At 36.8% G+C, this 24,664-nt stretch carries 33 protein-coding genes and 1 pseudogene; 4 read left to right on the top strand and 30 right to left on the bottom strand.

Features of this window, described 5'->3' with window-relative positions:
• A partial coding sequence (locus K0R93_RS18440; RefSeq protein ID WP_300304682.1) for a hypothetical protein occupies positions 1–499 on the top strand: 499 nt, incomplete at its 5' end.
• A 536-nt stretch (positions 500–1,035) separates the two neighbouring features.
• On the opposite strand, the gene K0R93_RS18435 is transcribed toward K0R93_RS18440, so the two are convergent.
• The 20 genes from K0R93_RS18435 to K0R93_RS18340 form a co-directional block, all read right to left on the bottom strand.
• On the bottom strand, positions 1,036–1,578 hold the full coding sequence (locus tag K0R93_RS18435; protein ID WP_300304679.1) for a hypothetical protein: 543 nt from the start codon (positions 1,576–1,578) through the stop codon (positions 1,036–1,038).
• A gap of 148 nt (positions 1,579–1,726) precedes the next feature.
• A complete protein-coding gene (locus K0R93_RS18430) occupies positions 1,727–2,377 on the bottom strand; it encodes a hypothetical protein (RefSeq protein ID WP_300304676.1) in 651 nt (216 codons plus the stop codon).
• Positions 2,378–2,636: 259 nt separating this feature from the next.
• Positions 2,637–3,833, bottom strand: coding sequence for a Rho termination factor N-terminal domain-containing protein (locus tag K0R93_RS18425; protein ID WP_300304673.1), 1,197 nt, complete (start codon positions 3,831–3,833; stop codon positions 2,637–2,639).
• A 177-nt stretch (positions 3,834–4,010) separates the two neighbouring features.
• On the bottom strand, positions 4,011–4,619 hold the full coding sequence (locus tag K0R93_RS18420) for a hypothetical protein (RefSeq protein ID WP_300304670.1): 609 nt from the start codon (positions 4,617–4,619) through the stop codon (positions 4,011–4,013).
• A gap of 20 nt (positions 4,620–4,639) precedes the next feature.
• Positions 4,640–4,978, bottom strand: a complete 339-nt coding sequence (locus K0R93_RS18415; protein ID WP_300304667.1) for an STAS-like domain-containing protein — start codon at positions 4,976–4,978, stop codon at positions 4,640–4,642.
• 17 nt (positions 4,979–4,995) lie between these two features.
• Positions 4,996–5,868: an ATP-binding protein gene (locus K0R93_RS18410; RefSeq protein WP_300304664.1), complete on the bottom strand. Its 873-nt coding sequence runs from the start codon at positions 5,866–5,868 to the stop codon at positions 4,996–4,998.
• Positions 5,869–6,216: 348 nt separating this feature from the next.
• On the bottom strand, positions 6,217–7,362 hold the full coding sequence (locus tag K0R93_RS18405; RefSeq protein WP_300304661.1) for a stalk domain-containing protein: 1,146 nt from the start codon (positions 7,360–7,362) through the stop codon (positions 6,217–6,219).
• A 227-nt stretch (positions 7,363–7,589) separates the two neighbouring features.
• Positions 7,590–8,426, bottom strand: a complete 837-nt coding sequence (locus K0R93_RS18400; RefSeq protein ID WP_300304658.1) for a hypothetical protein — start codon at positions 8,424–8,426, stop codon at positions 7,590–7,592.
• Positions 8,427–8,973: 547 nt separating this feature from the next.
• Positions 8,974–9,753 carry a phage terminase small subunit gene (gene terS / locus K0R93_RS18395; RefSeq protein ID WP_300304655.1) on the bottom strand — a complete coding sequence of 260 codons (780 nt, stop codon included), beginning with the start codon at positions 9,751–9,753 and terminating at the stop codon, positions 8,974–8,976.
• 366 nt (positions 9,754–10,119) lie between these two features.
• Positions 10,120–10,578 carry a sigma factor-like helix-turn-helix DNA-binding protein gene (locus K0R93_RS18390; RefSeq protein ID WP_300304652.1) on the bottom strand — a complete coding sequence of 153 codons (459 nt, stop codon included), beginning with the start codon at positions 10,576–10,578 and terminating at the stop codon, positions 10,120–10,122.
• A 38-nt stretch (positions 10,579–10,616) separates the two neighbouring features.
• A complete protein-coding gene (locus K0R93_RS18385) occupies positions 10,617–10,760 on the bottom strand; it encodes a hypothetical protein (protein WP_300304649.1) in 144 nt (47 codons plus the stop codon).
• A gap of 109 nt (positions 10,761–10,869) precedes the next feature.
• Entirely contained in the window at positions 10,870–11,085 is a 216-nt protein-coding gene (locus tag K0R93_RS18380) for a hypothetical protein (protein WP_300304646.1), read from the bottom strand.
• Between the two features lie 31 nt (positions 11,086–11,116).
• On the bottom strand, positions 11,117–11,395 hold the full coding sequence (locus K0R93_RS18375) for a hypothetical protein (protein WP_300304643.1): 279 nt from the start codon (positions 11,393–11,395) through the stop codon (positions 11,117–11,119).
• A 16-nt stretch (positions 11,396–11,411) separates the two neighbouring features.
• The gene (locus K0R93_RS18370; protein ID WP_300304640.1) at positions 11,412–12,743 is read right to left on the bottom strand and encodes a replicative DNA helicase; all 1,332 of its coding nucleotides are present in this window, start codon (positions 12,741–12,743) and stop codon (positions 11,412–11,414) included.
• A complete protein-coding gene (locus tag K0R93_RS18365; protein ID WP_300304637.1) occupies positions 12,740–13,618 on the bottom strand; it encodes a hypothetical protein in 879 nt (292 codons plus the stop codon). Before K0R93_RS18365 ends, K0R93_RS18370 begins: the two co-directional genes overlap by 4 nt.
• Before the next feature lie 43 nt (positions 13,619–13,661).
• Positions 13,662–14,024, bottom strand: a complete 363-nt coding sequence (locus K0R93_RS18360; protein WP_300304635.1) for a hypothetical protein — start codon at positions 14,022–14,024, stop codon at positions 13,662–13,664.
• Between the two features lie 136 nt (positions 14,025–14,160).
• Positions 14,161–14,625: a helix-turn-helix domain-containing protein gene (locus K0R93_RS18355; protein WP_300304632.1), complete on the bottom strand. Its 465-nt coding sequence runs from the start codon at positions 14,623–14,625 to the stop codon at positions 14,161–14,163.
• A gap of 150 nt (positions 14,626–14,775) precedes the next feature.
• Positions 14,776–15,012 carry a hypothetical protein gene (locus tag K0R93_RS18350; protein WP_300304629.1) on the bottom strand — a complete coding sequence of 79 codons (237 nt, stop codon included), beginning with the start codon at positions 15,010–15,012 and terminating at the stop codon, positions 14,776–14,778.
• 31 nt (positions 15,013–15,043) lie between these two features.
• Positions 15,044–15,229, bottom strand: a complete 186-nt coding sequence (locus K0R93_RS18345) for a hypothetical protein (RefSeq protein ID WP_300304626.1) — start codon at positions 15,227–15,229, stop codon at positions 15,044–15,046.
• Between the two features lie 23 nt (positions 15,230–15,252).
• Positions 15,253–15,453, bottom strand: coding sequence for a helix-turn-helix transcriptional regulator (locus K0R93_RS18340; RefSeq protein WP_300304623.1), 201 nt, complete (start codon positions 15,451–15,453; stop codon positions 15,253–15,255).
• Between the two features lie 160 nt (positions 15,454–15,613).
• On the opposite strand from K0R93_RS18340, the gene K0R93_RS18335 reads away from it, so the two are divergent.
• The 3 genes from K0R93_RS18335 to K0R93_RS18325 all read left to right on the top strand — a co-directional run bounded on the left by K0R93_RS18335 (position 15,614) and on the right by K0R93_RS18325 (position 17,511).
• Positions 15,614–15,931 carry a helix-turn-helix domain-containing protein gene (locus K0R93_RS18335; RefSeq protein ID WP_300304620.1) on the top strand — a complete coding sequence of 106 codons (318 nt, stop codon included), beginning with the start codon at positions 15,614–15,616 and terminating at the stop codon, positions 15,929–15,931.
• 10 nt (positions 15,932–15,941) lie between these two features.
• Positions 15,942–16,400 (top strand): ImmA/IrrE family metallo-endopeptidase, encoded by a 459-nt coding sequence (locus K0R93_RS18330; RefSeq protein WP_300304617.1) that lies wholly within the window; start codon positions 15,942–15,944, stop codon positions 16,398–16,400.
• 88 nt (positions 16,401–16,488) lie between these two features.
• A complete protein-coding gene (locus tag K0R93_RS18325; RefSeq protein WP_300304614.1) occupies positions 16,489–17,511 on the top strand; it encodes a tyrosine-type recombinase/integrase in 1,023 nt (340 codons plus the stop codon).
• A gap of 126 nt (positions 17,512–17,637) precedes the next feature.
• Here the strand turns inward: K0R93_RS18325 and rpsI are convergent, their stop codons facing one another.
• The 10 genes and pseudogenes from rpsI to rpsK form a co-directional block, all read right to left on the bottom strand.
• Entirely contained in the window at positions 17,638–17,997 is a 360-nt protein-coding gene (gene rpsI, locus K0R93_RS18320; RefSeq protein ID WP_300304611.1) for a 30S ribosomal protein S9, read from the bottom strand.
• A gap of 25 nt (positions 17,998–18,022) precedes the next feature.
• Entirely contained in the window at positions 18,023–18,451 is a 429-nt protein-coding gene (gene rplM, locus K0R93_RS18315) for a 50S ribosomal protein L13 (protein ID WP_300304608.1), read from the bottom strand.
• 211 nt (positions 18,452–18,662) lie between these two features.
• Positions 18,663–19,400 carry a tRNA pseudouridine(38-40) synthase TruA gene (gene truA, locus K0R93_RS18310; protein ID WP_300304605.1) on the bottom strand — a complete coding sequence of 246 codons (738 nt, stop codon included), beginning with the start codon at positions 19,398–19,400 and terminating at the stop codon, positions 18,663–18,665.
• Between the two features lie 220 nt (positions 19,401–19,620).
• On the bottom strand, positions 19,621–20,418 hold the full coding sequence (locus K0R93_RS18305) for an energy-coupling factor transporter transmembrane component T family protein (protein WP_300304602.1): 798 nt from the start codon (positions 20,416–20,418) through the stop codon (positions 19,621–19,623).
• 1 nt (position 20,419) lies between these two features.
• A complete protein-coding gene (locus tag K0R93_RS18300; protein WP_300304599.1) occupies positions 20,420–21,274 on the bottom strand; it encodes an energy-coupling factor transporter ATPase in 855 nt (284 codons plus the stop codon).
• Entirely contained in the window at positions 21,262–22,098 is an 837-nt protein-coding gene (locus tag K0R93_RS18295; protein ID WP_300304596.1) for an energy-coupling factor transporter ATPase, read from the bottom strand. The genes K0R93_RS18300 and K0R93_RS18295 overlap by 13 nt, the downstream gene beginning before the upstream one ends.
• A gap of 234 nt (positions 22,099–22,332) precedes the next feature.
• A pseudogene (gene rplQ / locus K0R93_RS18290) lies at positions 22,333–22,602 on the bottom strand (50S ribosomal protein L17); the annotation flags it as partial.
• 24 nt (positions 22,603–22,626) lie between these two features.
• Entirely contained in the window at positions 22,627–23,574 is a 948-nt protein-coding gene (locus K0R93_RS18285; RefSeq protein ID WP_300304593.1) for a DNA-directed RNA polymerase subunit alpha, read from the bottom strand.
• Between the two features lie 78 nt (positions 23,575–23,652).
• Positions 23,653–24,273, bottom strand: a complete 621-nt coding sequence (rpsD, locus tag K0R93_RS18280; protein ID WP_300304590.1) for a 30S ribosomal protein S4 — start codon at positions 24,271–24,273, stop codon at positions 23,653–23,655.
• 24 nt (positions 24,274–24,297) lie between these two features.
• A partial coding sequence (gene rpsK / locus K0R93_RS18275; RefSeq protein WP_300304586.1) for a 30S ribosomal protein S11 occupies positions 24,298–24,664 on the bottom strand: 367 nt, incomplete at its 5' end.

Below are 24,664 nucleotides of genomic sequence, written 5' to 3'. Positions count from 1 at the left end.
GCCTGTAGCGCCTGTAGGACCAGCGGGACCTGGAGCACCTGTAGCGCCTGTAGCGCCTGTAGGACCAGCGGGACCTGCAGGACCTGGAGCACCTGTAGCACCTGTAGCGCCTGTAGGACCAGCGGGACCAGCAGGACCTGGAGCACCTGTAGCGCCTGTAGCGCCTGTAGGACCAGCGGGACGACCAGCGGGACCTGCAGGACCTGGAGCACCTGTAGCGCCTGTAGCGCCTGTAGGACCAGCGGGACCTGCAGGACCTGGAGCACCTGTAGCGCCTGTAGGACCAGCGGGACCTGCAGGACCAGCAGGGCCTGTAGCACCAGTCGGACCAGCGGGACCTGGAGGACCACCTGCAGGACCAGCAGGACCAACGGGACCTGCAGGACCAACGGGACCTGCAGGGCCTGTAGCACCAGCAGGACCAGCAGGACCTGGAGGACATGGCTTAGGACATGGTGGAGGGCATGGCTTCGGACACGTACTTGAACATGGCTTCTGAGATGGAAGATAGTGATAACAACGCTTCTTATATGTCATAAGAGAACACTCCTTTAAATAATATTAGACAATATTGTCTAATATTATTTTATGATATATAAATCAAAATGCTAACAAACATTCCATATATAGGGAATTGTTTAAATAAACCATAGAAGCGAAATATGTACTTATCGTTCTGACATGTTCTCATGCATTTTTGCAATAAAAAATCCCCCAAACATAGTCGTTTGAGGGATTCTGAGTTCCATAGGTCCTATCTCTTTGAGAACTTGCGCCTTAGTAATTAAGCGGTCTCAAGCTTCATTTGTTAGTTACTTGTTAGTTACCAATACAATTTTATACCTTTCTATATGACCTAATGTTTCAAAATATAAAGCATAGTTAGCATCGTCTTGACCATAAAGTGTATATTTCACAATTCAGGAAGAATGTGAAGTAAAATATCTTCATATAATTAGCCTAATTGGAAGCTTATATTTACCTTCAAAAGTCTAGTGATAAACATAATGCGAAGTGCGCTTATCTAACCAGATTTCATATATGTATCTTATCAACCTCAGAGTCCCAGTCAATAATGGAGCAATGAAAGAAGTCAAACTTATCCTGATTAGCTTCATAATAACCACTAGCAGAACGACAAAGTATTAAACACAAGCGTCGTACATTTACACGGTAAGTCTTTTCGCTGCCATTATATATGCTTGATGCATCCCCATAAATGTCGAATGGCTTCTTTGACTCCAAAACAAGTTCAAAGCGATCAATTTTATTGTTGATGTTTTTTATTTTATCGACATCAATATTGGGTGTTCCCTGATGTAATAAAGAGTTTCTCAGGCTATAAACCACTTCTCCACTTAAATAAGGCATTGGTGTGTTGCGGGATTGTTCACAAGGACACTGCTCATATTTGCCAATATGCTCGTCATACCAGTCTTTATATCGTTTTGTACTATTTTTCTGGGGATACTCAGCCTTTCCACATATATCAGGAAAGGTAAGTGCCAATGTTAATGCTGAATAATAGCATTCCGCGTCCAATGCTTTGTTTACATCATCTATCAATTGCAGCATCATAAGCCACACCTCCATTTTCTAGTAGAAATCTTAAAGACTTTTATGTAGTAACAAAACACACCATTGTAAACATAATGGGAAGTTCAACATTTGAGTGCATCTGTAAAGGAAATTACCTTACAAATTGGAATTTATGTAGTTTCAAATACTATTTATTTTTTACTGGTAAATATACTTGAGACATTATTTTTATATCTGGTACTTCTGAATCCTCTACCTGAGCATCAAGTATAGATCTCATTAATGCCATACAAAATTTTATTCCAACTTCTTCAGATATTATATCCTTTAAGTAAATATTTGTATCATCATATTTTTCAGGAAAATTAATGCACAAATATGTCATTTCTTTCTTTTTTTCTTCCCATATTCTATACTTCACCGTGCCTTTACCATCAATTTTTCCTTTAATACCTTTAGTTAGAAATTTATCTATTTGTCCCACTTTACTCCACGTGGCTAAGTTCTTATTTATATAAACTTCATCCCATGTATCAAAAATAGGGAAGTGTAATAATAAATTTCTTATAAAACTAAACAAATCATCCGCAATTATCCCTTCAAAATGAGGTCGTCCACCTTTTTTCATCCAATTAATATATTCTTTAATCGGCTCATAACTCAATAATTCTTTATATATCGAAAATGATTCTCTTAGTTTATAAAATCTTATTTTAGCATCATTGTTAATAAAATCATCATTTACAACTTCTTCATATAAAACATAGAATCTATTATAAAATAACGATAATACTTCTTTCTCTTTTTCGTTTGGTTTTAATTCTTCTATTTTAATCACCCCACAAATACAAATTTGTCTGTTATATCTTTTTGTTATTAATAACCTTAACTAAACATTAGCGGCGTTAAAAATTTAATAATCCAATACTTCGACATTTGCCATCATTTTCCTTTAAAATAAGAAAGAGTAGAATGTCTCCTAATTAACATTGCATCAAAGATATATTTAGCGCAATAAAATAAGGACAGGGGATTTCCTGTCCTAAACAACTAAATGTGTATTTAGCACATTTTTAAAACCAAATCCTTGCTATTTTCTATTGATCATCGTGTCCTAATATATCTATGTACTTAATGGGTTCTTTAACTGTAATTTTATTTGTACTATACTTAGGCGAAGTTGTTGTCTGTAATGCACAAGTTCTTTCAAACAATCCTAATTCATCCGCCTCTTTATCACTGCTGTGTGCATGAAGTATATCCTGCACAACTTTTATCTTTTTATAATTCATTTCATCAGCTCTTTTCCACATAGAATATGGTGCCTTTGAAAAAGAATCTACTACAATTGCTTTAGGAATAAAGTAATTATCTTGATTATAAGAAAAATAGTATAATCCTCCAAATAGTAATTCTTTAATATCGATATTCTTGTGAGTATAGCTAATGATTATCTTGATTTTAAAACCAGTATAATTATTTGTGTCGTATTTATTAAGTCTTAACTCACTTTGCTGATCATATTCTATAACTGATGTATCCTCTGTAAAAATATAATTTCCGCTTTGTGATACATATTCTGCTCTATCAATAAAATGTTTTTCTCCAAGATTAGGGAAGAGAAATGCATATTGATCTGTATGGTAATTTTTGAAATTGTTTCGACAGTAATCTAGAAGTATTTCATCAATGTTTATTTTAAAGCTGTCGCTAGAACTTACTTTACTTATAGATTTGTGAAATATCCTCTTGTACTGCCCATCATTAACATTATGTACTTGAAAATAGTTTTCATTATTCTGTTCGTTTACGTCAAATAAATACACTCCTATTTCTAAATTTGATACAGGTAATTCACTTATATTAGTTACTTCCAAAAATGATGATAAAGCATTTTTCGTTCTATACTCATTAAACAAATACATGTAATGATAATTAGAATCATATGTATATGAAAGAAATGGTACTTTATTTAGATCATCAGGTTTCCCATAGTTTTGAAAGAAATCAACCATTTGAATAGCTCCAATGAAACCAGGAGGTAGGCATACTATCAGTGTTATGATTGCTACAATAATACCTATCATTGCAATGTGTGCTTTAGATGATTTAAAAATTCCAATACTTCCTGTATGTTTTCTTATTGGTACCTCTAATATAGTGCTCTGTATTTCTTCTTGAGTAAAATGTTCTTCAATATATTTGATCAGCTCATCTTTTTTCATTTTAGTGTATCTTTTAATGCCCAGTTTTTTTGCGATTGCATTTAAGCTTACTCGATTAATATCTTTCATAGTATACTTACTCCCTATAGTCTCAAAAATGTAATCACTATAAAATAGTATTTCTATGTATTACGACATTTTCCTTCAAAACCATAGAAGTTTTCCCATTAATAGTACGAGATAAATTTAATGCAATAAAATAAGGCAGGATACTTCCTGCCCTTTTTACATATCTTTTTATAAGTATTACCCAGTCACTAATTTCCCTGTGTTTGCTGCCTCATGAATAGCTTTATTATTAGCAGTATAAACACATATGTTCTCCATCGTTATATAGTCACTATCATCAGTAATGATTTTACTGATATCATTTTGAGACAAATATTTAAGGATAAGGTAATCGAAATCATCACACTTATGGGAATCGAGATTATCGACAAAATCATTTAGTCCAAGTACTTCAATGTTAAAATTTTTAATTTTATAAATGCTATTAATCTGCGAAAGCACCGTATTAAGCTCGTTCTTTACCTTTATTCTCTCACTTAAAATATTTCTAAATTCTTTCCTTTTTATCTTACCATTCTGTATACAATATATGTCGTATTCATTTCTTTCGATTATGTATAGCAGTTCAGTAATGTTATATATAGTAGTCACAAGTCTATTTTCATTATTAAGTAGGTCTTCTAAAAAATCAGGATATGCTTCAAGCTGATAACCATCAAAAGTTTCATTACATCTACTATAGTGCATCCAATACAATACATTAGTATCAATTGCAAACACATCATCTTTAATGGTTGATACATCCAGCTTTCGTATATCATAAACATTGGCCTTTGTTACAAACAAGGTCTCCCCCTCCATCGACTTTAGTTTTCTGAGTTTTCTATTATCTCATTAAATTGTTCCTTATTCTCTGAATTGTAATATTCAATAGAATTTTCAATTACTTGATTGTACGTGTTCTGGCCTACTGGTGAAAGATTCGTAACTTTAATTTTCTTATAATATTCATCAGGGCCAAATTTATTTACAAAATAACCTAGGCTAAGATTAAAAAAAGGTGATGCAAAAACATTAATGTTCGAAAAGTCTAAAATAATAGATTCATTGTTCATAAGATTATCTTCTATTATTTTTCTAAGTTTTTTTCCTTCTTTTCCCGATAAACAGAGTTTCATAAATGAATCGACTTTAATCTCTTTCACTCTAGCACCTCTTTTCGTTATTTTTTCATTACATAAATGCTATTATGATCGGCATTTATTTTAATACTTATTATAGTACCTATCAACTTATTCTCTATATTTTCATAAGACTCGCTTTCTTTCGTAACGCGTGACATCGTATCTGAACTATATATCGTCATTTTCCCTTCATTTAGTTTAACAATAGCTTTTAAAAAGTCAAGTCCCAATCCTCTTGGATAATCTCTATTTTCTACAGTTGAGTTACCTCGCTTCATTGCCCACTTTAATGCATCAGCTGATGATAAATTCTCGTCTTTTAAATATCCTCTTACATTTGCTGGAATTCCAACTCCAGCATCATAAATAGAAAAGTACAATTCTTTATGATATGAAAGATAGTGCCCACAACAGAATATACCTATTTCACTTTTTGAATGTTCAAAAGCATTAGCAAATATTTCGTATAATTTACTCAATAATTCATGCCTGACTTCATCATCCATCCCTATAGGAGCCAATCTTAGGATGTTTTGAATATAATCATTAATAGTCTCATCATCCGCATTTTCATCTGTGTACTTTGTAAAACTTATTGCATTAGCACTAGATAAATTGACCCTAATCTCTGGATGGAGGTAATTTATAAACCCAGATGTTGCCATGTAGGACTTTAAATTATAATTGTTAATGGACTCGATATCTAGTGTAATTCTTTTGTCGTACAGTTTCCCTAACTCAGGGAGAGAACCAATAATTGGAAGGAAAATTGGAGAAATAAAGCTACATCCATCAAAGGTGATGGAAATATTATCTGCATTATCATAGAGGCATATGTCTTGAAGCCTCATAATTTTGTTAAAAGATACCCGATCAAAATTAAGATTACTTACTATATTAACTTTCTTCACTTTTTTCGTCCTCTTTATACTTTGACTTTTCATATTCTTAAAAATTATATTCTACTTATTTAGATAAAATCCTCCATCATCCCCTGTTATTTAACACTGTTTTTACTAGCAGTACCTACATATTTATGTGTCTTATTCGTTCGTCAAATAAAATATAAATTGCACATCAAGCAAAGAAAAAATCTATTGTCGTTCGTAATAAACAAAACGTTGAAGTAACAAACAATCAATCATTTTTTCAAACTATCTATCTTAGTTAATAGATGTGAAAACAATAAGAAAGTAAGTATTAGAATCATACTTTTTTTCTGTGCTAAATAAAATTTATGCACAAAAAGGAGGTAGATATTACTCTACCTCTAAAGTCAACTGCATTGTCATATCTCCCTTAATGACAATCTTATATTGTCCTGGATTTGTTTTAGAACCTACTTTCCAAGTCCAGGAAACATTCCCATTAGAGTCTGCCTTCTTTGGTTCTAATCCTGCTGCTTTGCTGGGGCCTGATGAGTAATATACTTCAATATCATATTCTACCCCTGGAGACCCACCAATTGTAGCCGTAACATTCTCCCCTGCCTTCGCTTTTATTGTATTCATTATCACCGTAGGTGCAGCAGATTGACTTGGTTGACTTGGAGTTGCAGGTACAGATACCGTTTCTTCATATGCCCATAGCCCTTTGTTCTGCTCCCTGGCCTGCTTTTCTAGTGCTGTAAAATCAGCAACATATTTTACGTTAGGTGGGAATGTAGCGACTTTTGCATAACCTTCGCTTACTAAGATTTTATTATACATTATACCGTCTACATATACATAGGCTAGCAATCGTCCATACTTATCTCTTTCCTGAACATCAAACTCTAAAGTAACAGTTTTACCATCTAATTGCTTGTTTGAAAATTCCGAAGCAACTTTTCCGTATTCGCTATTTCTAGTCGCATCAGGATGGACTGACTCAGGAGTGTCAACGCCGATAAGTCTAACTCTTTCTTTAGTACCATTATAATCAATTTCAATTGTATCTCCATCCACAATCTTTGTAATCTTGTATGTAGTAACTGCGTCATCAGCAGTGCTCTTAATAATTACTGTCTTAGTATTTCCATCCCAGCCAACATTTGCTCCCAGAGCTTCAGCAATGAATCTAGCCGGTACTAGGGTTCTATTATTAATGATAGTTCCTGGTACTTCTAGCTCCACAGCTTTACCATTTACCGTGGCTGTTTTCTTGTCTACTGTTAGTATAATTATCGTATTTCCTTTAGTCCCTGTAACCGTCTTTGTAGCAGCATCCCATTCAATCTTTGCCCCAAGAGATTCAAATATTGTTCGTAATGGCACTAACGTTCTTCCTTGCACTAATGTAGGTGGTACATCAAAACTCAATTGCTGACCATCTATAGTTACCTTTGTTTCCTGTGTAGCTCCAACAGATAAAGGCACCGGTAACAGCACTGCGAAAATAATCAAAAACACTATACCTCTTTTCATGCCCATCCTCCTTAATTTCATTTGAATATTACATTCTATATTTTACAGTACTTTCCTTTCGATTAATCAAAAATAAAAAAAAGCTATTCTCCTGTATCAAATACTTTTACCCCAAAATATAAAAAGACCGGAGCGCTGAGCCCCGGCACAATTATTGCTATTTTTCAACTTTTTTAACATGCTAACAGTTCCTCTTTTATGCCACTTTACCATTAATTTTGCCTCTTTTATAACTTACTTTTTATTATACATAACTCACTATTCTCTGGCACATCGCTATCATACTTTAGCATAACTCGATTTGTCATTCTATTATACATATCATTAGGGTCATGTACCAGAAGAGAATATGTACCTTCTAACTCGCTAAAAATTGAATCCTGATTTCCTAATGTCCTAATAATCAAATCATGACCATTCTCTAATGAATAGACATCAATGAAACTGTTGTAGTCTATATTAGGGTTATTTAAAACTTCTTTTATAGGGATAAAACGCCCATCTGGTGTATTGAATAAAGCTACATCTGCCATTTTATATAGGCTACCTGCTTCTGAATCTAATATGTCTTTAGCTGATCTGACCTTTGGAGTAACAAAAATATCTACTCTTTGATTTAAGTTAATATACATATCCTTAAAGTGATATTTAACCTTAGCTGTGTTATTACCATACTCACTCTTATTTATTTCATCTACCCAAGCATCTTCTTGGGGAATATATAAACTACAAATTGGAAATGCAAACGGCTCGTTAGAATTTACAGTACCTATATGTCTAACGTCTTTATAAGAATGTTTGACATTATTATTATCCTTAAAATGTATAGTAGGAAACTGCATTCTATTCTGTACAGTATTTTTATAATATCCATGCCAAGATATAGCATGAATATTTCTATTAAACTGCATGTAATAATTTCCTGCGACTACTTTATCAAATATCTTATTTTTTGCTGGATCGATCATTATATCCAACTCTCCCAAAATACTATTTTGCGCTTCTTGCATCTTAACTGTTAATATTGTTTTATTAGATTTACGTATGACAAATTTAATATTCATCTATATCCTCCTAGGCGTTTATATAAATCAAGTATACTTAACTACGTATTCTCAATCAATAGATTCACTACACTTTAGATTCCATGCCACTCATTTTTTAATTTATTCTACCTAATATTTCTCCAAAAACTAAAAAGACTAGGCAATATTGCCCCGATCTTATCTTTCTTGCTATTGATTCTATAAGCTTTTCTTAACTGATAACCTCCCTATCTCAATCAGATCGTTCAGCTCTAGCCTTAATATTTGACCTTTCTCAGTTTATTTAGACTATGCTTTCCAACAATACCAAGGCTCAGATTCTCACAAATTTTCATTCTTTTTTGAATATTATCATCCATTTTCAACTTTTTTCAAAATTTTTCAAGGAAAAAGTCAAATTTTCAGTGTGTATGAAAATAAGGGATACTCTCCGGTCTTTTGAATTCGTTTTTTTCCTGCTGGGGTGGGGGGGAGTGGAACCTGTCCATGATACGCTTAAAATCACTCCCCCCATATGTCTTCTTCATAATTCTAGAAAACTTTTATCATTTGTTCACTGTCTGCTTTACCACATCTTTGTCTTATCCATTTCTTTCGTGTGCTCGAATTTTTCTTTTTCAAGCTCAAGCTTTTTCTCACTAAGTTCTTTCCTATGCTGCAGTTCTGGATTTTGAATTTGCATCCTCAATCTTTCAACTCTCAGCTTTTGTTCCTCCGTAGCTGTATCCCAATTGGCATGAAGCATTTCATTGTAGTCCTTTATGAGCTTTGAAAGGGTAGCCATTGCTCTGGATTGTGAGTTTAACAAGTTGGCTTGTTTATCCCATGCTTGTTGAATCTCGTATTCTTCTTCTCTGTATGTTTCAACATGCATTTTATTATCTTTTGGACCTTTTATGTCTTGCTGAACTTTTAACTTCTTTAGTTCCTTGGTTTTATCATGTTCATCTTTAACAAACATGATTTTCTGTGATCTAAGTATATTAATCCATTTGGTCATAATCATTGCCCATTGGATGTCTAATGGCGATCCTCCAGCTTCCTCTGTCTCTTTGACTAGATTTCTCATCTTTGTTGGAAGGTATTTTGAATACCATCCATGCTTTCTTGCATTTTGATTATGTAAAGGTGCTACTCCTTTATGTCCAGCAGCGTTATTATTTCCTTTTGGGGCTCCACCTTGAGGCTTATATCTTCCTTTCCAGTCATCGACTCTTCTCCAATATTCAATGTTTTTCTCTTTCTCACACAGTATGTTAGCTATTTCTTTAGTTGTTATTTCGCCTTGGTGCTCTCTATATAGCTCAAAGGCCTTTTCTCTGTTTAGACTTCTACTTCTCCCCATAATACCTCCTGATATAATAACTAGGATTTTTTTCTAGGGCTTAATGCTTTATAAATTTTTAGTTTTAAATAATTTCATAGATTTAGTTGAACTGTTTCATCCAAAAATTTCATCTCTAAACCCTAGCAATAATTTTTTTACTTTTAGGCATTTACAACCATATAGCTTTCAAACCTATACATTTCAATGGCTAGAACCACTTTTTTGCCTTCAAAATGAAAGTCGGGTTTATATGGAGAAACCTACTTTCAAAAAAAATTTTTCTTACATTATATATCATCCTTTTTTGACCCTCCAATGTCGAACTGCTCGAAAATCCGACTTTCGTTATTTTAATCCACTCATTTCTTTGTTCATCACCCTTACCTATTTTTTCTTCTCTTGTGCAGCTTTCCTTCTCGCCTTAGCAGATATTTCACGGATATAGTCATAGGAATAGCCTAGTTCATCAGCAATCTCTATGAGCTTTTTCTTTTGGAAGTCCCGCATGTAAACCACCTGATTTTCAATGCCACTTAATTGCGATACCTTTTCTTCCATCTTTCTTTTTGTCTCCTCCAGGTGTGCAATGGCCTCTTCATGGAGTAAAATATGGCTTTTTATCTTTTGAATTCTCTCCAGGGCCTCCAGAAAAGGCATCTGAACAAAACCACCTGAACGCACCTCAGAATAGTTCACTGCCTTAATATCGCTAGGTCCATCTAATCTTGCCAGTCTGGTCAAAACCTTCAGCTCCCCTTTATATCCTTCCAATCTTGCTTTCCATGCATCAATGGAATTGCACAAATCCATGTATGAATCACTTAACCTCATTCTTATCTCCACCTTCCCATCTCCTACAAAAAACAAGAAGCCCAGGTTTATTATCCTACCTGGGCTTCTTGAGCCTCTAATTTATATGTGCTTATCGTCTTACACTTCGTGCATTTGATCTCTATCTCCACCTCAGTCCCTTCGGGAATCTTACCCAATACCTTCCTGCAGGCAATGCATCTAATTTCTGTCACTATGTCCCACCATCCTCGGCCTATGCTGCTGCCTTTTTCAGTATATACTGTTTTCCGTCATCGCGTCATCGCTAGCTGTGTATTCCATTTAAACTTTATAGGGGCATTTCTAGGCGCCCATCAATTGTTGTCTTGCTATTTGCCCATAATTCTTTAATACATAATTGAAACTCTCCAGTACATTTACTGACATCTTTCCCTGCTGGTGCATCAGCATAGCATCCTCCACCAATACATCTCCAGCCCTCCCAGCGATATCAAACCCTTCCTCTTCAAGCTTTTTTAATTCTGTGAATATGTGTCTAGCTATACCTCCCTCTACCATGGAAATTCTCCCCCTTCACTTTCATCTTCCACTACCTTGACATTACTTGCTTTGACCAATAGTCCTCTAGTACTAAGGATATGTGGCACATGTCCTGCCTTCTTTGATATTCTTTGACCGCTTCCTTGATCTGCACTAAGGTCCCTAGATCTTCCCTCTTTAGAAACTCCTCAGGCGTCTCTCCCTTGGCTGCGATCCTTGCATATTTTCTTAAGTAGTTTTGAAGCTTATTAAAATCTATCTTGGTCTTATACTCTTGATTCGTTCCTGTTATGGCCAGTCCTATGTAGAATATGGCTGCTTCTTTCATCTTTCCACCCTCCAATCTAATAACTTCTTAAATCATAGAAAGTCAATGTTCTAGGATTATACACCACTTCAAACTCTCCCACATCGCCATCCCTCTGCTTTTCGATGATGATCTTTACTAGCCTTAATCCCCTATCTTTGATATTTTTGATTGTCTCCCAGGTAATCAAGGACTTTGGGTCCTTTACCATGGTCTCCAGCTCTGATTCTGTAGGTAGGTGTAGGAACACAATATTGTCGCTATCCTGCTCAATAGAGCCCGATTCCCTTAAATCTGCCTTGGTAGGTCTTTTTAACTCTGCATTTCTATTTAGCTGAGCTAACTGAATAACTGGAATTTTAAATTCCAATGCTAAAGCTTTTATATCTCTGCTGATCTCGCTGACCTCCTGCTCCCTGCTTTGATATCTCTTTCCACCCCGCAGGAGCTGGAGATAGTCAATGATGAGCACATCGGCCTTCTTTTCTCTTACCTTGGAGCGTATCGCAGTTATGTTATCCGATGTGGTATCGATGATCATATCCATGGTACTGGTGAGAACGGATATACCTTTTCCAATACTAGACCAGTCATTATCATTTAATCCTCCCCTACGCAGTTTATTTCCGTTGATCCCTGTCTCAGAGGCGATGAGCCTTTTCCCTATTTGTAGCTTGCTCATCTCCCTGCTGATGATCAGTACCTTAAGACCATTCCTGGCTAGTTTCTTCCCCATCTGTAAAGCCAGGGCAGACTTTCCTACGCTAGGCCTTGCTGCTATAGTTGTTACCTCTTCCCGATGAAGGCCAGCTGTGGCCATATCATAATATGTAAGTCCTGTATAGTACCTTCTGTCATCTCTCTGCTGATACAGCTCATCCAGATTATCCAGGGTTTGAAGCATTATGGCCTTTAAATCCTCTCCCTCATCCTCCTGGTGGGTTTCAATATCATCTAATGATTTTATGAGGGTGGTCTTTAGGTCCTCGCCCTTCTCCCCATCATCTAGCAGTTTTTTTTCGATGGCCTTGGTCCTTAAAAGGATCTCCCGCTTTATGGCTCGATCCTTTAGAATCCCTATGTAGTGGTCAATGGTAGCCGTGGTGGAAATGCTCCCCATGAGCTTTGTCAGAACTTCAATGGATAGGCTTTTATTCACCTTCTCATAGACACTGTATAGCTCTATGGGTTCCTGATCCTTATTCATCTCCTTCATGACCTTTAGGATCTCTCTATGATGTGGGGCATAAAAGTCTGTTTCATAAAGCTTGTCTAGGACATACCAGCACTTTGACTCTAAAAGAATAGCTCCTAATACCATCTGCTCAGCCTCAATACTTACTGGTAACGACATGGCTCCCCCTCTCATTCGATGTCCTCCTCAAAGTCAAACCTCTTATTGCTGCCAGGATTGATATTGAGTTTCTCCCTGGCTTTTCCCCATGTTGCCTCAGGAACTTTGCTCTGCTTTCTTAACAAATATTCGCCTACCTGCTCAGCCGTGGCATTCCTCATAATGCCATAACAATAATTTTCCTTCTTGTCATGGTGCTTAGGGTTGTCTATGTAAAGCTTTAAGGCATATTCCACCACATCGGGTCTAAAGTTTTCCCACTCCTTATAGATTTTTAGAATTACACTGTCTGCTATCTGTCCACCCCTACGGGTAAAACGTAAAATCTCAAAATATTCATCAATGATTGTTAAGGCATCCTGAGCATAACGCTGACGCAAATTTTCAATTTGCATATTAATCTTTTTCTCTGTAGTAATCTCTGTGTTAATCTCTGGTAATGGTTGGGGCAAATTGCCCTGATCCATTGGGGCATTCTGCCCTAATGACATTGGTGCATCTTGCCCTAATGCATTGGGTGATTTACTCCTTTGATTATTCTTTGCCTCCATAAGCTGATCCAGCTTTTCATAGTCAATGGAATACCATTTGGTTCGGTCCCTCTTCTGTTCATTAAAGTTATCTGTAATCAGTAACCCTAGTTTTTCAAGTTCTTTGAATATCCGCTTTACTGTATCATAACTCCAGAAAGGAAAGTTCTTTTCATGCCAATCCCCTATACTGTTATAGGTCCAGTATCTCCCGTTTATGAAATTCTTCTCAGTTTCCCGATTGATCTCAAGCCAGTAATGAATCTGCTGAATTACAATGGCCTCATTTACCCCAAAGCATATGGCTAGGTCCGTGTCTACGACAATGGGCCTCTTATTAAACAAATGTTTACTTTGCACCTTTCCTTCACCCCTCTTCTACTCATCCTGCTGCATATCTTTCCTATATCCCTACGGCCTGTTTTATGGAAAATGGTCCTGTCTTTTGCATCAAATCCAAAACGCAAAATATTTGGGCTTGTGGTTCTCTCTCTTCTTTTAGGAGATTTCCAATACTAAGTCCATCCTCTAAGCCTTTACCATAGACAGTATCAATAATTATGGATTCCGTCATGGCCTGAATCTCCTCATATTCATTGATAAGGTATCTATGTTCCTTTGGCAATAAATCTCTTATCCGATAATGTATGATACTTGCTCTTTGACACAGCATTCTATGTTTTTCATGATTAGATGCAATTTCGTTCCATGCATTTAATGCCCTCTTATTAAGAAACTGCTTAAAGTCTTCTTCGAATTTCAACATGATCCATCTTCCCCCTTGAAAATCTATATTCATCGATACATTCATGTGCTATACTATACATAAATGAATTTAAAGATTTACATCATGAGCTCTTTCGGTCTGCCAACTGAAAGGGCTCTTTTCATTCTAAAAATATTCAGTGTCCCACACCTCCTAATTTCATTTCCTGCTTAGAAAATATTAAGGAAATGGCTGCGCCTATGATTTCATGGACTTCCTTTGCTATGTGATTCCATCTTTCTTCCTCCTGCTGATCCACCGTACCATCACAGGCAATCTCAATCATATCCTCATTCACATACTTTAAATCTCCCACCTCTTTTTGAAACCTTAATACGGATCTTGATAACTCTGAAATATGTAACTCAGGAAGGTATTTTCTCCCTAGCTCTGTGGACTGCTGCAGGTGCATATATCCTAACCATCTTGCTTTATATACCTCGGCCATCATACACACAATGTCATCCCCTGGGATGGTCTTTCCTGTTTCATAATCCGCTAAGGACCTAACACTTGTACAAATATGTTCCGCTGCACTTTCCCTTGTAAAACCTGCAGCTTTTCTAGCAACTCTATAGATGTTCTCCTGTGTACTATGCATTCACTATCTACACCCTTTCGTATTATACTTAAACTACAAACCCCTTCGTAAATTCCCCTACTTAAAACCCCATCTAATCAAACTCTCATCCCTTACAATGCTCCTGCTCTATCAGGGGCATTCTCACATTTGTCTTCAGTAAGCGGTTATTTAGTACCATGTTGATGGACCTGTTACATGCAGCCATTCATTTCTCCCATACATTTTGTAATCAAACCTAAGATAAGAATATCCCGGCCTCTCCTTCACAAATTTCACGCTAATTGGTTGGATAGTCTCTCTAGCTTCTAACCCCCAAGAATTATAGAAATTTTCAAGGAATGCCTTAAACATTTCAGCATTTACACCTAAATTTTTAAAACCTTGCACTTTCTCAGGTGTTAACATCTTCCTCACTTCACTTTCATCAAATACTTATTTAGCTGGCCTCTTTGATACCTACATACTCATAGAACTGCTTTGGTGAAATATAGTAAGTCCATATTGAACTCATCTTAACAGCTGTTCCAAAAGGAAATAACCCTCTCTGCAAGCCTACTCTGACGAATTGCTGTGACTTACCCATAATTTCAGCTGCTTTCTTTACTGAAATATTTTTTTCCATCATTTTTGCCCCTTTCTTATATTTCAATTCGAAATGTTTGAGCCAAAAAAAATATTATCTAAGCTAATACCAAATATATCTGCTATCTTTCTTGCAATTATTATATTAGGTCTTCTTTTGCCATTTTCATATTGTGATATCGTCTCTTGACTCAAATTGACCAAATCTGCTAATTCCTTTTGAGTTAATTTCTTAGACTCTCTAATCTGCTTTAGAGTATTCACTGATTTACCTCCTAATAAAATATTTCATTTTGTAATATCATTATATTTCATTACGAAATTATTGTCAACAGTTTGTACCAAATTATTTCTAAACGAAATTTGATTTTTATTACTCTTTGAAATATACTTATTTCAAAGAGTAATATTGGATGGTGAAAATATGAGTATCGGGCATAGAATTAAATGGCTACGTGAAAATAGGAATATCGGACAACAAGAGTTATGCGATTTTCTAGGAGTAGAACAAAGTACTTTAGCCAATTATGAAAACAATAGACGAACACCTAAGGCTGATATGTTGACTAAGATAGCAGACTATTTTAACGTCACGACGGATTTTCTGCTTGGAAGAACAGATAAGCTTGATTCTGAAATTGTGACCATAGCAGCTCACCATGATGGTGATTGGACCGAAGAAGAACTTAACGAAATTGAGAAATTCAAGGAATTTGTAAAGATGAAAAGGAAAAGTAAATAGAGGTGATTTTATGAGCAATATGACACTCATACAGTTAGCAGAGAAGGAAAACATTGAAATCATTGAAATCCCTATGGTAGGTAATATTAAAGGTCTCTATGCTGATCAAGTTATTGCTATAAATAAAAACATAGAGACCACTATTGAGAAAGAGTGTATCCTTGCTGAAGAATTAGGGCATCATTTTACCAGCTCAGGAGATATACTTGACCAATCTAAAATGGAGAACCGAAAACAAGAATTAAAGGCTAAACGGTGGGCTGTATCAAGATTGATCGTGGTTGAAGACTTTATCAGGGCCTTTGAAGCTAGAGTACATAATCGTGAAGAATTAGCTGAATTTCTTGGCGTAACCGAAGAATTTATTGAAACAGCCATAAAACATTTTCAAAATATCTATGGGAAATCCCATACTATTGAAAATTATAAAATCTACTTTGACCCTCTTGGGGTTTATAGAGAACTTTAATGTACATTTGTATATTTTTTTACCCATTAAATCGAACACCAGTTCGATATGTGCACACTATCCACATGTTATCCACAGAGGTGAACGTATGAAAAATCCAAATGGTTATGGCTCAGTTTACAAGCTGAGTGGAAAAAGAAGAAAGCCTTTTGTTGCCCGTAAAACTATTGGATGGGATAAGGAAGGAAAGCAGACTTATCAAACGATAGGATACTATGAGAATAGAAAAGATGCAATGCAAGCACTTGCTGAATTTAATAAGAATCCATACAGTATTGAATCCTCTACCATCACATTCAAAGAAATATACGATCAATGGAAAGAAGGAAAGTTTGAAGGTATCTCTAGAAGTGCTATCAATGGATATAACGCTGCTTTTGATACCAGTCTAGAATTGCATGAAATGAAATTCGTTGATATCAGAACTAAGCATATGCAGGATGTCATAAGGTCTTCTGGTAAAGGTCATGGCACATTAAGAAAAATAAAAGTGCTGTTTAATCAGCTTTATAAATTTGCTATGGAGAATGATATTGTAAGTAAAGATTATTCTCAGTTTGTTGATATTGGAAAAAATACTGGTGAAAGTTCTAGAAAAGTGTTTACTACCAGCGAAATCGAAAGGCTATTTGATGTTGTAAATCATATTGAATATGTAGATACCATACTAATAATGATCTATACTGGCCTGCGGATCGGAGAGCTTCTGATCGTCAAGACCTCTAATATTGACCTGGACAACAGAACCATGATTGCCGGTATTAAAACGGAAGCTGGAAAGGATAGGGTTATACCTATTAATGATAAAATCTTCGATATGGTAGCTTCTAGGGCCTCATTAGGCCATAAGTATTTAATAACAAATAATGAAGGTAAATCTATTGGTTATTATAACTACTTAAAGGAAAAATTCACACCTATAATGGAACAATTAGGCTTTGATCATAAGCCCCATGACTGTAGACATACCTTCGCTACGCTAATGAGTAATGCTGGAGCTGATACTATAGCACTTCAAAAAATTATTGGACATGCTAGCTACTCCACAACTGCAAGTATCTATACCCATAAAGACATCGAGCAATTAAAAAAGGCCATCAGTTTAATCTAAATTTTTGTTAGTTACTTGTTAGTTATGTGTTAGTTACATGCAATTTTTCAGCCATTTTTATAGGGTTTCGGAACTATAAAAATCCCCCAAACACAAGTGTTTGAGGGATTTTGCATTTCGTAAATATTATCTCTTTGAGAACTGAGGTGCACGTCTTGCAGCCTTAAGTCCATATTTCTTTCTTTCCTTCATTCTTGGGTCTCTTGTTAAGAAACCAGCTTTTTTAAGGATTGGTCTAAGTTCAGCATCAGCCTTTAATAACGCTCTGGCAATACCGTGTCTTAAAGCACCAGCTTGGCCTGTGTATCCGCCGCCTTCTACCTTCGCGATTACATCAAATCTACCTTCTGTTTCTGTTAATGCAAGAGGTAATCTGATATCTCTCTTTAGCGTTTCGTAATCACAGTAGTTTTCACCAGGAACTAATCTTACTCTTGCAATGGAAGTCTTTCTTCTACCTGTTCCATAGTATTGTACTCTAGCCATTGTATTTCCTCCTCCCTATCCAGTTCTATATGTCAAGAACTTGCGGCATTTGAGCTTGATGAGTGTGCTCAGATCCAGCGTATACTTTTAATTTTTTGTACATTTGTCTTCCTAAGCTGTTCTTTGGAAGCATACCTTTGATTGCAAGCTCAACTGCTTTTGTTGGCTTCTTCGCCATTAATTCTCTAGCTGTGATTTCTTTTAAACCACCAGCCCAACCTGTATGGTGTCTGTATAATTTTTGATCTAATTTCTTACCTGTCATTTCTACTTTTTCTGCGTTTATGATGATTACATAATCACCTGTATCAACATGGGGTGTATAAATTGGCTTTTTCTTACCTCTTAAGATTGATGCAACTTCTGTAGCTAAACGACCTAACGTTTTGCCTTCTGCATCTACTATATACCACTTTCTTTCGATTTCAAGTGGCTTAGCAACGAATGATTTCATATATTTACCTCCTATCACTACTTTTTCCAAAAATCTTATCAACGGTTCTCTATATTTAAAAATCCGGGGCTAGTGGATTTTCAATATGCAGACTCTTTTACTATTCTAATACATTGTGCCGTGTGTGTCAAGGAATATTTGGACTTTCTTTTAATCTTTTCCCTATCTTTTTCAACGTCTTTTCAACCTTAACCTCAACCTTAGCCTTCTCTTACCTATAGTACACTTCTACTAGGTATAATCCTTGAGGAGGTGCTGTATGCCCTGACTTTGTTCTCTCTCCAGACGCGATAATGTAGGGAATCTCCTCTTCCAATATTCTTCCTTTTCCTACATCCACTAAAGTTCCTGCTATGATGCGAACCATGTTGTATAAAAATCCGTTTCCTTCCACTTCTATTGTAAGCATCTCGTTCTCTCTATATACATGGAGACTGTGTATCCTCCTTACAGTATCCTTCACACTGCTTCCCGATGCCATAAATCCTTTGAAATCGTGTTCCCCAACAAAATGGCTGCTTGCCTTTTTGATGGCTTCTAGATCCAATGGATGGGCTACAAAGTATGCATAGCTGCGATGGATAGGACTGCGTAATGGACTATTGTATATCTTATAGATATATTTTTTACCTATAGCAGAATATCGGGCATGAAAGTCTAAATCTACCTCTACGGCGTCTCGTATGGCCACATCAGCTGGCAGCAGTGAATTAACTGCCAATGGAATTTTATCTATAGGTATTGTAAAATCCTCTTTAAAGCTGGCTACCTGACCTAGGCCATGGACACCTGCATCAGTTCTGCCTGACCCATGAATCGTAATTCTCTTCTTCATGACCTTTTCTAAAGCCTTCTCTATCTCCTCTTGGACTGTTCTATGCTGATCCTGCCGCTGCCAGCCATGGAATCCGGTCCCATCATATTCGATGGTAAGCTTTACATTTTTCACAATCCTCACCTGCTCTTTAAAAAATCAACTACGGCTCGTTCAGATGGAGTTTGCACCCGCGGGCACAAGTAACTCCACCTGAACGTCAAGTCGTGTTATCCAGGGGCTGTATAACTCTTGCCTCCCGCTTGCAGAAGCGGGAGTCTTAGAGTTGTTAGCCATCGGATAAAACACAAAATAAGAGGGACTTACCCGCCCCCCTTATTATATCCATACGTAATTACATTAGTCGATCCATGGTTACCGCAGTGAGAAGTGCTGCAATAAAAAACGCTGCAACCATGTCCCTGCGATGATAGGATAATTCTTTCATACGCGTACGGTTCTCTCCTCCACGATAGCATCTCGACTCCATAGCCATCGCCAATTCATCGGCTCTTCGAAATGCACTGATGAAAAGAGGGACAAGCAGTGGCACTAAGCTCTTGGCACGATTGATAATGTTTCCGCTCTCAAAATCAGCACCTCTGGCCATTTGCGCTTTCATAATCTTATCTGTCTCCTCTAAAAGAGTAGGAATAAATCGTAATGCAATGGTCATCATCATTGCCAGCTCATGGGCCGGTACACCAAATCTTTTAAATGGATTCAACAGCTTTTCAATACCGTCCGTCAACTGGATGGGAGAGGTGGTCAATGTCAAAATCGATGTTCCGATAATTAAAAGAACCAATCGGGTTCCCATAAAAACAGCCTGTAGAACCCCTTCTTTCGTAATATCTAAGGGTCCTAATTGATAGATCACTTCTCCTTTGGTCATAAACATATTGATACCAAAGGTTAAAAGAATAATCAAAAATAATGGCTTTAAACCCCGAAGCATAAATTTTAAAGGCACTTTTGACAGGGCGATAGCCGCTGCTAGAAACAGTAGTACATATCCATAGGCGAAAAAATGCTCTACAATAAATAGCGCCGTTATATAGATAAAGGTAGCGATAATCTTTACCCTTGGATCAAGTCGATGAATAATTGAATCTACTGGATAATATTGTCCGATTGTAATATCCCTTAACATACTATTTACTCCTTAACCAGTTTTGTATTTCAAGTTTCGCTTCTTCTATGGTTAATACATCGTCCCGCACAGGCTTACCAAGGGCTTTCAGCTTCTTCATCAAATAGGTGATCTGAGGTACTGCAAGACCAATATTTTCAAGTAATTCAACATTTTTAAAAACATCTCTTGGTTCACCTGTTAGTGCAACCGCACCCCTATGCATAACAATGATCCGATCCACCAACCTAGCAATGTCCTCCATACTGTGAGAAACAAGGATAATTGTCATCTTATATTTGCCATGAAGCATTTTGATCTGATCAAGAATCTCATCTCTTCCCTTAGGATCTAGACCAGCGGTAGGTTCATCAAGAATAAGAACTTCTGGCCGCATAGCCAGTACTCCAGCAATAGCAACCCTACGTCGCTGTCCTCCACTCAGTTCAAACGGAGAGCGATCTTTCACGGCATCAAAATTAAGACCTACCAGTTCCATGGAATCTTTTACGCGATAATCCACTTCCTCTTCCGATAACCCTAGGTTAATAGGACCAAAAGCGATATCCTTGTATATGGTCTCTTCAAAAAGCTGATGCTCAGGATATTGAAATACCAGGCCAACTTTTTGACGTATTTCTCGCAGCTTTACATCTTTTTTTGTGATATCAAAGCCATTGATGATAATCTTCCCTGAAGTGGGTTTTAACAGTCCGTTTAAGTGTTGGGTTAAAGTAGATTTACCTGATCCTGTATGTCCAATCAACCCGATAAATTCCCCTGCTTTAATTTCCACGTTGATATTATCCAATGCTACCGTCTCAAAGGGACTGCTGGGATTATAAATATGCGTTAAATTTTCTATTATAATTGACATAAATGCATCACCATCTCATCCACTGTAAGTATGTCCCTCGGTAAATCAATGCCCTCATGGATCAGTTTGCTTGTAAGTTCAGTCACCTGAGGCACATCTAGTCCTAACTTTTTCAAAATATCTACCTGGGCAAAAACCTCTTTTGGATTTCCTTCCAGAACCATATTTCCTTCTTCCATAACAATTACGCGATCTGCATTTACAGCTTCGTCCATGAAATGGGTAATGTGCACCACTGTGATACCCTCATCTTTATTTAGTCGTCTTATGGTTTCTAAGACTTCCTTTCTTCCTGAAGGGTCCAGCATAGCAGTAGGCTCATCTAAAATAATACATTTTGGCCGCATAGCAATAATCCCTGCAATAGCGATTCGCTGTTTCTGGCCCCCTGATAGAAGATGTGGACCTTTTTTACGATGGGCTGACATACCTACGGACTCTAATGCTTCATCCACCCGCATACGAATTTCCTTTGGTGGTACACCCAAGTTTTCCGGGCCAAAAGCAATATCTTCTTCAACAATGGTGGCAACGATCTGATTGTCTGGATTTTGGAATACCATACCCGCTGTCTGCCGAATGTTCCACACATTGTTTTCCTCACTGGTGTCTAGTCCATTTACATAAACCTTGCCTCCGCTTGGCAGCAGCAATGCATTCATATGCTTCGCCATGGTGGACTTTCCTGAGCCATTATGACCAATTACCACAAGAAACTCCCCCTGCTTAACATCCAAGGATACACTTTTTAAGGCTTGTACATTTTCATTTTCTTCACTTCTGTATTCATAAATCAAATCCTTGATTCTAATAATTTTATCCATTAAACAATACCTCACAAATTGACGAATAGTATACCTATATATTATACCTCTTTACGCTGTTAATACCAATAGATTGTTATATTTTATTTTTGAATACGTTGACAAATAATTGCTGTTAGAGGTTAGAGGTTAAACGTTAGAAGCTTCTTACATGCTTTAACTTCTAACATCTAACTTCTAGCTTCTAGCCTTACAAATAAAAGGGACTAAGCTCATCACTTAATCCCTCATGTATTATACTAATTCTAAAATTACCATTTCAGCTGCGTCCCCTCTACGAGGTCCTAGCTTCATAATTCTTGTGTAGCCGCCATTTCTTTCCTTGTACTTAGGAGCAATTTCATCAAACAGGTTCTTAACAACTGTTTCCTCAGTAACATATGCCATAACCTGACGTCTCGCATGAAGATCTCCTCTTTTTGCAAGGGTGATCATTTTCTCAGCCAATCGACGAGTTTCTTTTGCTCTTGTATCTGTAGTTTCAATACGACCAGCTTTTAATAAACTCTTTCCCTCCTTTAACCTATATTAGTCATCACTAGGTTTTAAGTCTAAGCCGAGTTCCTGAAGCTTCTGCTGAACTTCTTCAAGGGATTTTTTACCTAGATTCCTTACCTTCATCATATCTTCTTCTGATTTCGTTGTAAGCTCTTCTACTGTATTAATACCGGCTCTCTTTAGACAGTTATATGATCTAACAGAAAGGTCAAGTTCCTCAATGGTCATCTCGAGAACTTTTTCTTTCTTATCTTCTTCCTTTTCTACCATAATCTCTACATTATCAATATGACTAGTAAGATTGATGAATAAATTTAAATGCTCATTCATAATCTTTGCACCAAGGGAAGCCGCCTCATCTGGCTTTATACTTCCATCAGTCCACACCTCTAATGTTAGTTTATCGTAGTCAGTAACTTGGCCCACTCTTGTATTTTCAACATAGTAGCTAACCTTGTTGACAGGTGTATAGATTGAGTCTACAGGTAATACACCAATTGGCATATGTTCTGTTTTGTTGTTTTCTGCCGCTACGTATCCTCTGCCTCTGTTTAAAGAAATCTCCATTACCAATCTCGCATCATCCTCAAGGGTTGCAATATGAAGTTCTGGATTTAGAATTTCTACATCGGCATCGGCAATGATATCCCCTGCTGTAATCTTACCTGGTCCTCTAGCATCGATACGTACAACTTTAGCGCCGTCCGCATACATCTTTGCTGAAAGACTCTTAAGGTTTAGGATAATTTCCGATACATCCTCTTTTACACCAGGTACAGTAGAAAACTCATGAAGAACACCTTCAATCTTTACCCAGTTTACCGCTGCTCCAGGTAAAGATGAAAGTAGGATTCTTCTTAAGCTGTTTCCCAAAGTTATACCATATCCACGCTCTAGGGGCTCAACCACGAACTTACCATACGTGTTATCTGCACTTAGTTCTACACATTCTATCTTTGGCTTTTCGATCTCTATCATTAACTTGACCCTCCTTATAAATTTTCTATCTATACTTTATGAGGGTAACTGATTCTAAAACTATCACTAGCTTAATTATTATCTTGAGTATAGCTCGACGATTAAGTGCTCAGCGATTGGAATATCGATATCTTCTCTTGTCGGAAGTGAAACCACTTTTCCCTCTAAGTTTTCAAAGTTTACTTGTACCCAATTCGGTACATTTGCAGCAGCTTCTGCCTTTTCTTTAAACTTCACTGAGCTCATGCTCTTTTCTTTTACCTTTATAACATCCCCTACTGAAACCATGAAGGATGGAATATCAACCTTGTGGCCGTTTACAGTAAAGTGTCCATGTCTTACTAACTGTCTTGCTTCTTTTCTTGAAGAAGCAAAGCCCATTCTGTATACAGCATTATCTAATCTTGTTTCAAGTAATCTTAGTAAGTTTTCACCTGTGATTCCCGGCATTTTTTCAGCTCTCTCAAACAATTGTCTGAACTGAGTTTCTAACATGCCATAGAATCTCTTCGCTTTTTGCTTTTCTCTTAATTGTAGACCGTAGTTAGAAAGTTTCTTTCTTCCTTGTCCGTGCTGTCCAGGTGCATATCCTCTTCTTGCGATTGCACATTTATCTGTATAACATCTTTCGCCCTTTAAGTATAACTTTTGCCCCTCACGACGACAAAGTCTACAAGATGGTCCTGTATATCTTGCCATTATTATTACACCTCCTAATCCTAATTAAACTCTTCTACGTTTTGGCGGTCTGCAGCCATTGTGTGGTACTGGTGTAACGTCTTTGATTAGATTAATTTCTAACCCCGCTGCTTGTAATGATCTTATCGCAGCTTCACGTCCGGAACCAGGTCCCTTTACATATACTTCGATCGTTCTTAATCCGTGCTCCATTGCATTTTTTGCAGCTGTTTCTGCTGCCATCTGTGCAGCAAATGGAGTTGATTTTCTTGAGCCTTTAAAGCCAAGTCCACCAGCACTCGCCCATGAAATTGCGTTACCTTGTAAGTCAGTAAGGGTAACAATTGTGTTGTTAAAAGTAGATTGAATATGGGCTTGACCACGTTCTATATTTTTACGTTCGCGTCTTCTC

Source organism: Anaerosolibacter sp. (genome assembly GCF_029240175.1).
In the GTDB taxonomy this organism is placed as follows: Bacteria; Bacillota; Clostridia; order Peptostreptococcales; family Thermotaleaceae; genus Anaerosolibacter.
The sequence above is the reverse complement of the archived record's forward strand: the minus strand, read 5'-3'. Positions and strand labels throughout refer to the sequence as shown.